Consider the following 11,592-nt stretch of genomic DNA (forward strand, 5'->3'; position numbering starts at 1 on the left):
ACCGGCGGACGCGGGACCAACGCGCGCGGGCCTTCATTCGCCCGAAGGCCTTCGCCCGAAGGGGCGGGCCGCACGTTCCGGAGGCTCCGGCGCGCCGGCGTGTCGTAGGGCTTGTGGTCGAACGGGCACCACAGGAGCTGCAGCACGTCCGTGTCCTCCGGGAACGGCAGCCCGGGGACGTCCGACGCGAACAGTTGCAGCACCGGGACCATCGGCCGCGGTCCCGGTCCGTCCGGTGCCCGGGTGGTCGTCGTCGCAGTGCCGCCAGGGCTCCCCGGCCGGCCAGAGCGGGGGACCGCCCACCGAGCTGTCCAGCACGCCGGGGCGCCCGGCCCGCGGGTGCAGCCGTATCACCTCCTTGCGGTACGCGGCGACCCCGGGGAACAGCGTTTCCACGTCCACCGGGCGCGGGGGAGCCGTACGGATCATGGTCCCGGATCACAGCCGGGCCTACCTCCATGGGTATCGTACGAACGTTCGAAACTTGGTCTATGGTGGAGGCGAGGGGGAGGTGAGAACGGATTGATCCAGGAGGTGCGGGTGCCCGGTTTCACGCATCTGCACACCGTGTCCGGTTTCTCCGTGCGGTACGGGGCCTCGCACCCGGAGCGGCTGGCCGAGCGCGCCGCCGAGCGGGGCATGGGCGCACTCGCCCTCACCGACCGCGACACCGTCGCCGGTGCGGTCCGCTTCGCCAAGGCCTGCGCCCGGGCGGGAATCCGGCCGGTCTTCGGGGCCGAGCTCGCCGTGCGCGGACAAGCCGCGGGTGCCGGGGGTCCGGCCGGCCGCGCCGAACGCCGGCGCACCCCGGTCCGGGGCGGCGCCTTCATCGACGAGTCCGCGCCCCGGGTCACCTTCCTCGCCCGTGACGGGGCCGCGGGGTGGGCGGAGCTCTGCCGGCTGATCACCGCGGCCCACAGGGCCGACGGCCGGCCGGTCCTCGGCTGGGAGGCCCTAGCCGGAGCCGGAGCTTCCGGGGCCGACGGGCTCACCGTGCTGCTCGGTCCGGCCTCCGAGGTGGGCAGGGCCCTCGCCGCGGGCCGCCCCGACCTGGCCGCCCCGCTGCTCGCGCCCTGGCGGGAGCGGTACGGCGACGCGCTCCGTCTCGAGGTCGTGTACCACGGGGCCGAGGGCACAGGCCCCGGCTCGCTCCGTCTCGCCGCCCGTACCGCGGGCTTCGCCGCCGAGCAGGGCGTGCGGGCCGTCCTCAGCAACGCCGTGCGGTACGCCGACCCCGGCCAGGGCCCCGTCGCCGACGTCCTCGACGCGGCCCGCCGGCTCGTCCCCGTCGACCCGGCCCGAGGGCTGGACGGCGGCGAGCGCTGGCTCAAGGGCGCCGGTGACATGGCCCGCGCGGCCGAGCGGATCGCCGAGGCGGCCGGTTGGCGCCGCGACGCCGCGCACCGGCTGCTCGCCGTCACCGAGGAGACCGCCGCCGAATGCCGCGTCGACCCCGAGCGGGACCTGGGGATGGGGTACGCCTACTACCCGGAGCCGCATCTCGTGGGCGCCGCAGGGCGCGGTGCCCAGCGGGTCCTCGCCTCCCGCGCGGCCGCCGGGATGGTGCTGCGCGGCTACGACCGGCTGCCGCCCGCACGGGCCCGCGCGTACTGGGAGCGGATGCATTCCGAGCTGGACGTCATCGCCTTCCACGGCAACGCGACCTACTTCCTGACGGTAGCTCAGGTCGTCGACGACGTAAGGGGGATGGGTGTCCGGGTCGCAGCCCGCGGCTCCGGTGCCGGATCCCTCGTGAACCATCTCCTCGGCATCGCGCACGCCGACCCGGTCGAGCAGCACCTGCTGATGGAGCGCTTCCTGTCCAGGCGCCGGTTCGCGCTGCCCGACATCGACATCGACGTCGAGTCCGCCCGCCGGCTGGAGGTCTACCGCGCGATCCTCGACCGCTTCGGCGGGGAGCGGGTCGCCGCCGTCGCCATGCCCGAGACCTACCGGGTGCGGCACGCGATCCGGGACGTGGGCGCCGCGCTGAGCATGGACCCGGCCGAGATCGACCGGCTGGCCAAGGCGTTCCCGCACATCCGCGCCCGCGACGCCCGCGCGGCCATGGAGGAACTGCCCGAACTGCGCGACGTGGCCCGGCGCAGGGACCGCCACGGCAGGCTCTGGGAGCTGGTCGAGCAACTGGACGCCCTGCCGCGAGGTGTCGCCATGCATCCGTGCGGGGTGCTCATCTCCGACTCCTCGCTGCTGCGGCGCACCCCCGTGGTGCCGACCAGCGGCGAGGTCCCCCACGGCTCTTCGGGAACGGGAGGCTCCCCCTTCCCGATGTCGCAGTTCGACAAGGAGGACGTCGAGGACCTCGGGCTGCTCAAACTCGATGTGCTCGGCGTGCGGATGCAGTCCGCGATGGCGCACGCCGTCACCGAGATCGAGCGGACGACGGGCCGGCGGATCGATCTGGACGACGCCGGCCAGGTGCCGCCCGGCGACCCGGAGACGTACCGGCTCATCCGCTCCGCCGAGACGCTGGGCTGCTTCCAGATCGAGTCGCCGGGCCAGCGCGACCTCGTCGGCCGGCTGCAGCCCGAGGGCTTCCACGACCTGGTCGTCGACATCTCGCTGTTCCGGCCGGGACCGGTCGCGGCGGACATGGTGCGGCCGTTCGTCGAGGCGCGGCACGGGCGGGCGCCGGTCCGCTTCCCGCACCCCGATCTGGCCGGGCCGCTGGCGGAGACGTACGGCGTCGTCGTCTTCCACGAGCAGATCATCGAGATGGTGGACATCATGACCGGCTGCGGCCGGGACGAGGCCGACCGGGTGCGGCGCGGGCTCTCCGACCCCGAGTCGCAGGAGCGGATCAGGACGTGGTTCGCCGCGCAGGCGGAGCGGAAGGGGTACACGGCCGAGGTGATCGCGCGGACCTGGGAGATCGTCGCGGCGTTCGGCTCGTACGGCTTCTGCAAGGCGCACGCCGTCGCCTTCGCCGTGCCGACGTACCAGTCGGCGTGGCTCAAGGCGCACCACCCGGCGGCCTTCTACGCGGGGCTGCTCACACACGACCCCGGGATGTACCCGAAGCGGCTGCTGCTGGCGGACGCGCGGCGGCGGGGGGTGCCGGTGCTTCCGCTCGATGTGAACCGGTCCGCGGTCGCCCATCGCATCGAACTGGTGTCCGATGTGGCGGCCGGGGAGCCCGGGGTCTGGGGCCTGCGGCTGGCGTTCTCCGACGTCCACGGCATCGGCGAGGCGGAGGCGGAACGGATCGAGGCCGCCCAGCCGTACTCCTCGCTGCTGGACTTCTGGGAGCGGGCCCGCCCCGGGCGGCCGGTCGCGGAGCGGCTCGCGCAGGTCGGTGCGCTGGACGAGTTCGGCGCCAACCGACGCGACCTGCTGCTCCACATCGCCGAACTGCACCGCGCCCAGCGGAGTTCGGTCTCCCGCCGCGGCCACGGCGGGCAGCTCCCGCTCGACGGCGGCCGCAGGACCGCGTCCGTCGGGCTGCCCGACCTCAACGAGGCCGAGCGGCTCAGTGCCGAACTGGGCGTCCTCGGCATGGACGCGTCCCGCCATCTGATGGCGGACCACCACGTCTTCCTGGACGAACTCGGCGCGATCCCCGCGAAGCGGCTGCGCGAGGCGGAACACGGTGCGACGGTGCTGGTCGCCGGAGCCAAGGCGGCCACCCAGACGCCGCCGATCCGCTCGGGGCGACGGGTCGTCTTCACGACCCTGGACGACGGTACGGGCCTGGTCGACCTGGCTTTCTTCGACGGCAGCCACGAGGCGTGCGCCCACACCGTCTTCCACTCCTGGCTGCTGCTGGTGCGCGGTGTCGTCCAGCGCCGTGGACCGCGCAGTCTCAGTGTGGTCGGCTCCGCGGCCTGGAATCTCGCGGACCTGATCGAACTCCGGCGCGCGGGCGGCCTGGACGCGGTGGCCGAGCGGCTCGCCGCGGCGGGTGCGGGAGGGGACGGCGGGGACGGCGAAGGGGACGCGGGTGGGTCCGGCGTTCCGGCCGGTGGGGGCCGCCGCATCCGGATGTCCACCGGGTACGAGATGAACGCCTGGGCCGATCTCCGCCCCGCGGGTGAAGGGGCGGCGCCCGCACGGAAGTTGTGGCACCGGAGCCCGGGGAGCGCGGGATGACGAAACGGCGGGAGAACGCGCTTCCTCCGCGCGGCGACGCCGCGGCGGACGGGACGGACGCATCCGTGGCCGCGCCTGTGTCCGTGCCTGTGCCTGCGCCTGCGTCCGCGTCCCCACCTGCGCCTGCGCCTGCGTCCGCGTCCCCACCTGCGTCCGTGCCCGTGCCTGCGTCCGTGCCTGTGCCTGCGTCCGCGTCCGCGCCTGCGTCCGTGCCTGTGCCTGCGCCTGTGCCTGTGCCTGTGCCTGTGCCTGCGTCCGCGCCTGCGTCCGCGTCCGTGCCGGGCGCGCCGTCAGGGGGACCGGACGTGCCGACCGTCCTGTACGTGCGTTTCCGCGGCGCCGGCGGAGAGGCGCCGGACGGTGCCGCCTATGCGGGGCTGCTCGGACTGCTCGGTGCGTTCACCCCGGTGGTGGAGGCGGTCGGTCAGGACGGCGCGCTGGCCGATGTCCGGGGCGCGCTGCGGTACTTCGGCCGGGACACCGCCGGGCTCGCCGCGGTGATCCGGGTGCGGGCCCTCGCCCTGTACGGCGTCGACTGCGTGATCGGCGCCGGGCCCAACCCGCTGCTCGCCAGGATGGCGGCGCGGGAGGCCGGCCCCGGTACGACCCTGGTCGTGGGCGACGCGGCGGAGTTCCTCGCCGGCCGCCCGGTCGCCGCGCTGCACGGCGTCGGCCCCGCGACGGCCCGCACGCTCTGCGGCTACGGGCTCGACACCGTCGACCGGGTCGCCGCCGTCCCTCTCGCCGTGCTCCAGCGGATCCTCGGTGCACGCACGGGGCGAGAGGTGTACGAGAAGGCCCGCGGCGTCGACCGGACTCGGGTCGTCCCCAACGCGGCGGCCCGCTCCGTCGCGGCCGAACGCACCTTCCCCCGGGACGAGCTGGACCGCGACCGCCATCGCCGCGCGCTGCTCTCGCTCGCCGGGGAGCTGGGGGCGAGGATGCGAGGGGAGGGGCAGGTGTGCCGTTCCCTGACGCTCACCGTGCGCTACGCCGACCGCACCACGACCACCAGGACCCGCGCCCTGACCGAGCCGACCGCGCACTCCGCGTCGCTCACCGGTGCCGCGTACCGGCTCCTGGACGCGCTCGGCCTGCAGCGCGCCCGGGTGCGTGCCCTCGCCCTGCGCGCCGAAGGGCTGATCCCCGCCGAACGGGCCGCGCATCAGCTCACCTTCGACCCCGCCGACGACAAAGCACGCCGACTGGAGGCGGTCGCCGACCGGGCGCGGGCCAAGTTCGGCCCCCGGGCGGTCATTCCGGGCTCCCTCGCCGCATAAGCCCTGCCTCTGTGTTTCTGTGAGTAACCGCACCATCACGGATCTTGACGGTAATTCAGTTTTTACCGACGCGTAACTTCCCGGTCCTGGTTACTCGTGCGTACGTTTGTCATGAGCACCCCCTTCTTGTGGTCCGGGCCGCAGGGTGAATCCCCACATCCCCACATCAGCCTCGCATTTCCCTTGAGCCGCAAGGAGATCGCACGATGCTGTCCTGGAAGCGTGTCCTCAGACCGCTGACCGCCGCCCTGCTGGCGGTGGCGATCGGCCTCGCGCCGGCCGCCACCGCCCACGCAGCCGCTCCGTCGAGCGGCTGGAACAACTGGTCCTGCAAGCCCTCAACCGCCCACCCCCGCCCGGTGGTCCTCGTCCATGGGACCTTCGGGAACTCCGTCGACAACTGGCTCGCCCTCGCGCCGTACCTCGTCAAGCGCGGCTACTGCGTCTTCTCGCTCGACTACGGCCAGCTCCCGGGCGTCCCGTTCTTCCACGGCCTCGGCCCCATCGCGAAGTCGGCCGAGCAGCTCGACACGTACGTCGACCGGGTCCTCGCCGCAACCGGAGCCGGCGAGGTGGATCTCGTCGGTCACTCCCAGGGTGGCATGATGCCGCGTCACTACCTCAAGTTCCTCGGCGGCGCCGACAAGGTGAACGCCCTCGTCGGCCTCGCGCCCGACAACCACGGCACGACCCTCCACGGGCTCTCCGGCCTGCTCAAGTACTTCCCGGGCGCGGCGGACCTGCTCAACTCCGCGACCCCCGGCCTGGCCGACCAGATGGCCGGTTCCGCGTTCCTCACCAAACTGAACGAGGGCGGCGACACCGTCCCGGGCGTCCGCTACACCGTCATCGCCACCAAGTACGACGAGGTGGTCACCCCGTGGCGGTCGTCCTTCCTCGACGGGCCGAACGTGAAGAACGTGACGTTGCAGGACCTGTGCGCCATCGACCTCTCGGAGCACGTGGCCATAGGGCTGTTCGACCGGATCGCGTACCACGAGGTGGCCAACGCCCTCGATCCGGCGAGGGCCACTCGGACGACCTGCGCGTCGGTGTTCGCATGACCTGACGGCCGGCCCTCGGCCTGCCGGGTCCGCGAAGGCCGGCACGCTCACGGGCCGTCCCGTGCGGAGCCGCGGTGGAGATCCTGCCGCGCTCGCCCGCGCCGTCTGCTCGAGAAACGGCGAAGGTGCCGCCGCGGACACACCGCGGCGGCACCTTCGCCGTGTCCTGCGCGTTCGGATCAGCGGCCGACCCTGCGGCGGGCGGTCGCGAACACCACGGCCGCGCCGAGCGCGAGCACCGCGGCACCGCCGGCGGCGAGATACGGGGTGCCGCCGTCACCGCCGGTCTCGGCGAGGTTCTCCCCGGCGCCGTCGGCCTCGGGGGTGTTGCCCCCGGGGGCGGTCCCAGCGCCCGCCGCGTCGTCCGCCTCGCCGTCCGTCTCCGAGTCCGTCTGTGCGGCCGCCTTCGGAGTGGCGGGCCCGTTCGTGGCCGGGGCCTCGGAGTGGTCGTCACCGCCGTGGCCGCCGTGGTCGACGGTGGACTTGTCCGCACCGTCCTCGATCTGCCCGTCCGAGGGAGCGGACGCGGCCGGTGCCGGGGCGCCGCCTCCCGCGCTACCGCCGGCATCCCGGCCGAAGACCACGTCCGAGCAGGTGTAGAAGGCCTCGGGGGAGTCCGACCGCTGCCAGATCGAGTAGACCAGGTGCCGCCCCGACCTCGCGGGCACGGTGCCGTCGAAGACGTACTCCCCGTTCACCGGCTTCGGGTCGGTGACCTCGGCGAACGGCCGCGCCTCCAGGTCGGACCAGGTGAGCGGTTCGGACGGGTCGTAGCCGTCCTTCGTGATGTACAGCTCGAACGAGCCCTTGTGCGGGGCGGTGGCCTTGTAGCGGAACGTGTGGTTGCCGACCGCGAGCCTCGACGCGGGCCAGTCGGCGCGCGGCAGGTCCAGACCCTTGTACTTGTCCCGGTTCGCGCTGCACAGCTTGCCGTCCGGGATCAGCGACCTGTGGTTGCCCGCGGCGTCGGCGATGTTGACCTCGTTCCAGTCGTAGAACGCCTGCGTGCCACTGGCCGCGACCGCCGCCTTGCACGCCGCGGACTTCGGGCTCTCCGGCCCCTCGGCGTAACACGCGGACACCCGGCTCACCGGATCCGTCATCGACCCGTGCGCGACGGCCGGCGAGGCGGCGAGCGCGGTCAGCGCGAGCGGCGCGATCCCGAGCGCGGCGACGGTGGCGGCCCTGCGGCGAGCGGTCATGGTGAGGATCTCCTTCAAGAGCGGCGTAGGGGGGAGGGACGGGGTCCCGGGCACGGGCCCGCACCGCGGTGCAGCCCTCCGATCCCTCAGCGGCACCGATGCCCGAACCCCGCCCGGCGATCAGCAAGCTAGCCCGTCGAAACGCCGAAACGGGCTGCTGGGGCGGGGGGACGGCGATCCTTATGGTCGCTTTAAGGGTGGGGTAAGAAGGGACTCAGGAACGCTGCGGAGCGTGGCCGTCCGACCACGGCGCTCGTGGTGCCGGAGTCCGTGGCCGTCCACGGTGAGCCGCCTCGTCTGGCTCCCCGTTTGGCTCCCCGGGCGTGGCGGGCGCCAGAGGGAAGCCGACTCCGGAGGACATGAGGTGATCGGTGCATGGCAGGGCCTGATCTGCACTCTTGCGTCTGGCTGTCTCCCGCTCCCGCAACCTCTACCGCGTACCGTGCGAGCAAGGGTGCCTCTGGAGAGTGCCGGCCGGTATCAGGTCGCCTGTCGTGCAGCGCCCCGGGAGGGCGGGGGTGTCGAATAATGCGTTGACACCCCTTGAAGGCGTCCTGTTAACCTCACGAGGTCCTTCTGGTTCTTTCTGGGCCTGTGCGCCCTGGAAAAGGGTGTTTGATGTCCCGGCCCGCGCCGAGTGCGCCTCGCCACACCGCGTAACCGTCCGTAGCTTTCCGCCGCCCGTTCCTCCGGGCGGCTTCTGGATGTGTCCTCCGGTGCTATGACCTGCCCATTCGCCTTCCTGAGGCGTCGTCGGGCTGCCCTCTGACGAGGCCACTCGGCCTGCTCTTGCTGTCTTGACCCATTCCCAGCAAGGAGCACCCGGGTGTCCAGCCACACCACCACTAACAACAACACTCTCAGCCTCGGCACCTTCGCCTGCGCCTGGTGCGGTCTGACCGTGTCCGCGTACGCCGCCGACGGCGCGCCGCGCAACCACTGCCCGTCCTGCCTGCACTCCCGGCACGTCCTCGACCACGTCGAGGGCGGTCCGAGCGACTGCGAGGGCCGGATGTCCCCGATCGCCATCGCCGTGCTCCGCACCGGTGACTGGATGGTGGTCCACCGCTGCGTGCGCTGCGACGAGCTCACCTCGAACCCGGTCTGTACGGACGACAACCAACTCGTCCTGATGCGCATGGCGGTCCGCCCGCTGGCCCAACCGCCTTTCCCGCTCGAAGCGTTCGGAGCCCTCTGACCGCCCGACAGGGAAGGAGCACAGCCATGGCACGCAACAACCACAGCAGCCGCGGGCAGCGGCGCCGCCGTCCGCAGCGGCACAAGGACGTCCTGCACACCCAGTGCGGGCACCGGGCGGGGGCCTTCCGGTGCGTCTCCTGCCGGCTCGACGTGTCCCTGGACGCACCCGGCACCGCGCACCGCAACCACTGCCCGAACTGTCTGGCCAGCTTGCACGTCGACCGGAGTGTCCCGGGCGACCGCGCCGCGGAGTGCCGCGGCCGGATGGAGGCGCTGGGCATGTCCGTCCGCACCGACGGCGAGTGGATGATTATCCACCAGTGCGCCTCCTGCGGTGAGCTCAGCGCCAACCGCATCGCCGGCGACGACAACCCGCTCGCCCTGGTCCGCCTCGCCCTCAGACCCCTCACCGACCCCAAGCACGCCGGCCGCGCCCTCCTCACCCTGTGACCCGGCCGCGGCGGCCGTGGGCGGGGCGTGCCCGCAGTGGGCCCGCCCCCGGCCCCGATCACGACGTCAACCACCACAGAAACGGAACATCCCCACAGTGAAGATCAGGACCGAGACCCTCCACGACGCCGACCGTGTGCGCGAGGTGATCGCCGCCGCCTTCGGCTCCCCCGGGGACGTCGACCTCGTCGACGCCGTGTGCGCCGACGCGTGCTGGATCCCCGAACTCTCCCTCGTCGCCGAGGACGACAACGGAACCGCCATCGCGCACGTCCTCCTCACCCGAGCCGGCGTCGGCTGCGTCCCGTCGCTGACCCTCGCCCCGGTCTCCGTCGACCCCGCACACCAGGGCACCGGCATCGGCAGCACCCTCCCGTCCGTTGGCATGACCTTCGGCAAGCCCATGGCCGACGCGGCCAGCGCCTACCAGCCGCAATAGCCGAAACAGCCAAGCCCCAGGTCGCTGACCTGGGGCTTGGCCATGAAACACATGTCGGGACTCGAACTCGCGCCGTCAGCTCAGGAACTACCCGGCACTCTTTCCGAACGTGTTCGTTCGGTTCTGGGTGGGTGGGCATGAACTCCGGCTGGCGGCGCGGGAGACGGAGGCAGTTCGCTCGCGTCGCTTGTGGAAGTGGCTGGTGCCGTCTGGTGCTCGGTCCGCTGGAGGCCCGGGAGATCCGGCACCAGACGCTCCACGATCCCCACGACCGCAGACTGTCGAACAACGCCAAATGAGACGTTAGGGGTGGGGTAGGCAGGGACTCAGGAACGCTGCGGAGCGTGCCGGAGTGGGCGCACGCGCGGTGGCACCGTGCGCGCCGGTCACGCCGTGCGCGTCGCGCCTCCTTCGCGCGGGAGCCGGCCCCGCCCCACTGCTGCTTCCGGAAGTTCCGGCGCTACTTCTGGAAGTAGCGCGTGCCCTTGTCGAGCATGTGGGAGGCGTAGACACGTCCCAGTGCGGGAGTGCCCCGGTAGAAGCCCACATGGCCCTGGGACATGTCCACCACGACCGGGCGGGCGAAGCAGGCGAACCGGGTGCGCTGCTGTTCCTGGGCCCAGGCCATGGCCGCGGGGTCGACGCGCTCGCTCACCAGGACGGGGAAGGCGGCGACGCCGGTCTGCAGGCCCACCGGCAGTCCTCCCTTGTTGGCGCGGGCGTAGTCCAGGACGTGCCGGGTGAACGCTTCGACGGCCGGCACGGTGATCTCCGGCGCGGCGGCGACCGCTGTGAAGAGATGCAGCTTGGTGGCGGCCCACTTCAGCCGGAAGTCGGCGCGCCGGCCGACGAGCACGGGGGCGCCGTGCCACTGCTCCCAGCGCGGTGCGCAGCCGTCGGCCGTGAGCCGGTGCTCGACGAACTGCAGATAGGTCTGGACTGCGGTCGCTTCGGTCATGCGCAGATCATCGCCGAGTGCCCCGGCACGGCCGTCGACGGGGGTCTGGGAGCGGCGCAGCGCGGGAGGAGCCCGGCTCGGCCCCGTCCGCGTCCTTCCGACACCCGAGTCCGAGCCGTCCCGCCCGCACGGCTCGCGTGCCCTGTCAAGCAACGAACTCCCGGGACTGCCGGTGTCCCCACCAGACGCAGGACGCTGGATCCCCCGGCCGCGGCACCAGCGGCTGCCGGCGCACCTGGGAGGTGCCATGTCCGTACTCGACCGGGCGGCCGCGCTCCGCCTCCTCGCCGTGCTGCTCGTCATCGTCGCGACGGTGGTCGTCCTGGGGCGGTCGCCGCCGAGCTCTCCCGCGCTGCTCGTGGCGGCCGGGCCGGCGCTCGTCGTCTTCTTCGTCCTCGTACGGCGGCGCCTGCGGCGGTACTGGTCGGAGAGCCGGTGGGACGAGTGGCTCAGGACCGCGGCCGGGCTCGCGTGGCGGGACCGGATGGACCTCTTCGGTGCCACCGCCCGTGGGCGTTCCGTGCCCGATCCGCGGCTGTCGGCCCTGGCGGCGCAGCGCGCGGAGCGCCTGTGCGCGCTGCTGGACGTCAGCAGGCCGGGACGTGAGGTGAGCTGGTCCCTGCTCGGCGCGGCCGCGGCGCTGCTGCCCGCGGTGTGGCTGATGCTGATCCGGGAGCGCGTCGCCTGGACCTCCTTCGGTTGTGCGGCCCTGCTGGTGACGGTCTGCCTGGCCGGCCTGCTCGTCAACCGCCGCCGCGCCCGCCGCGCCCGGCGGTGCCTGCGGGCCAACCGCCCTCCGGCGACACCTCGATGAGCCCGATCGCCCATGGAGGCCCGGCGCCGCCCGCCGCAGGTCCCGGACGCACGGCGCGGCCGGCGGCCGGGGCCT

General features: G+C 73.1%; 9 protein-coding genes. 7 read left to right on the forward strand and 2 right to left on the reverse strand.

Annotated features, from left to right (window positions below; all coding sequences use genetic code 11):
* Positions 1-522 precede the first annotated feature (522 nt).
* The 3 genes from FEF34_RS31040 to FEF34_RS31050 all read left to right on the forward strand — a co-directional run bounded on the left by FEF34_RS31040 (position 523) and on the right by FEF34_RS31050 (position 6,454).
* Positions 523-4,110, forward strand: coding sequence for a DNA polymerase III subunit alpha (locus FEF34_RS31040; RefSeq protein WP_171053164.1), 3,588 nt, complete (start codon positions 523-525; stop codon positions 4,108-4,110).
* Between the two features lie 323 nt (positions 4,111-4,433).
* Positions 4,434-5,390 carry a DNA polymerase Y family protein gene (locus FEF34_RS31045; RefSeq protein WP_138057836.1) on the forward strand — a complete coding sequence of 319 codons (957 nt, stop codon included), beginning with the start codon at positions 4,434-4,436 and terminating at the stop codon, positions 5,388-5,390.
* A 206-nt stretch (positions 5,391-5,596) separates the two neighbouring features.
* The gene (locus FEF34_RS31050) at positions 5,597-6,454 is read left to right on the forward strand and encodes an esterase/lipase family protein (RefSeq protein WP_138056116.1); all 858 of its coding nucleotides are present in this window, start codon (positions 5,597-5,599) and stop codon (positions 6,452-6,454) included.
* A 179-nt stretch (positions 6,455-6,633) separates the two neighbouring features.
* Here the strand turns inward: FEF34_RS31050 and FEF34_RS31055 are convergent, their stop codons facing one another.
* Positions 6,634-7,656, reverse strand: a complete 1,023-nt coding sequence (locus FEF34_RS31055; RefSeq protein ID WP_138056117.1) for a lytic polysaccharide monooxygenase auxiliary activity family 9 protein — start codon at positions 7,654-7,656, stop codon at positions 6,634-6,636.
* Between the two features lie 826 nt (positions 7,657-8,482).
* Here FEF34_RS31055 and FEF34_RS31060 point away from each other — a divergent pair.
* The 3 genes from FEF34_RS31060 to FEF34_RS31070 all read left to right on the forward strand — a co-directional run bounded on the left by FEF34_RS31060 (position 8,483) and on the right by FEF34_RS31070 (position 9,745).
* Positions 8,483-8,854 (forward strand): RNHCP domain-containing protein, encoded by a 372-nt coding sequence (locus tag FEF34_RS31060; RefSeq protein WP_138056118.1) that lies wholly within the window; start codon positions 8,483-8,485, stop codon positions 8,852-8,854.
* Positions 8,855-8,880: 26 nt separating this feature from the next.
* The gene (locus tag FEF34_RS31065; protein WP_138056119.1) at positions 8,881-9,306 is read left to right on the forward strand and encodes an RNHCP domain-containing protein; all 426 of its coding nucleotides are present in this window, start codon (positions 8,881-8,883) and stop codon (positions 9,304-9,306) included.
* Between the two features lie 97 nt (positions 9,307-9,403).
* Complete coding sequence (locus tag FEF34_RS31070; RefSeq protein WP_138056120.1) at positions 9,404-9,745, forward strand: GNAT family N-acetyltransferase; 342 nt, start codon at positions 9,404-9,406, stop codon at positions 9,743-9,745.
* A 460-nt stretch (positions 9,746-10,205) separates the two neighbouring features.
* On the opposite strand, the gene FEF34_RS31075 is transcribed toward FEF34_RS31070, so the two are convergent.
* The gene (locus tag FEF34_RS31075; RefSeq protein ID WP_138056121.1) at positions 10,206-10,703 is read right to left on the reverse strand and encodes a levansucrase; all 498 of its coding nucleotides are present in this window, start codon (positions 10,701-10,703) and stop codon (positions 10,206-10,208) included.
* 247 nt (positions 10,704-10,950) lie between these two features.
* Here FEF34_RS31075 and FEF34_RS31080 point away from each other — a divergent pair, with 247 nt between their 5' ends.
* On the forward strand, positions 10,951-11,517 hold the full coding sequence (locus FEF34_RS31080) for a hypothetical protein (RefSeq protein WP_138056122.1): 567 nt from the start codon (positions 10,951-10,953) through the stop codon (positions 11,515-11,517).
* Positions 11,518-11,592: the final 75 nt, after the last annotated feature.

The organism is Streptomyces marianii (genome assembly GCF_005795905.1).
In the GTDB taxonomy this organism is placed as follows: domain Bacteria; phylum Actinomycetota; class Actinomycetes; order Streptomycetales; family Streptomycetaceae; genus Streptomyces; species Streptomyces marianii.

Excerpts from the sequence above, each read along its gene's own strand:
- FEF34_RS31065 (WP_138056119.1), top strand. The coding sequence starts at position 8,881 with ATGGCACGCAACAACCACAGCAGCCGCGGGCAGCGGCGCCGCCGTCCG.
- FEF34_RS31050 (WP_138056116.1), top strand. The coding sequence starts at position 5,597 with ATGCTGTCCTGGAAGCGTGTCCTCAGACCGCTGACCGCCGCCCTGCTG.
- FEF34_RS31055 (WP_138056117.1), bottom strand. The coding sequence starts at position 7,656 with ATGACCGCTCGCCGCAGGGCCGCCACCGTCGCCGCGCTCGGGATCGCG.
- FEF34_RS31080 (WP_138056122.1), top strand. The coding sequence starts at position 10,951 with ATGTCCGTACTCGACCGGGCGGCCGCGCTCCGCCTCCTCGCCGTGCTG.
- FEF34_RS31075 (WP_138056121.1), bottom strand. The coding sequence starts at position 10,703 with ATGACCGAAGCGACCGCAGTCCAGACCTATCTGCAGTTCGTCGAGCAC.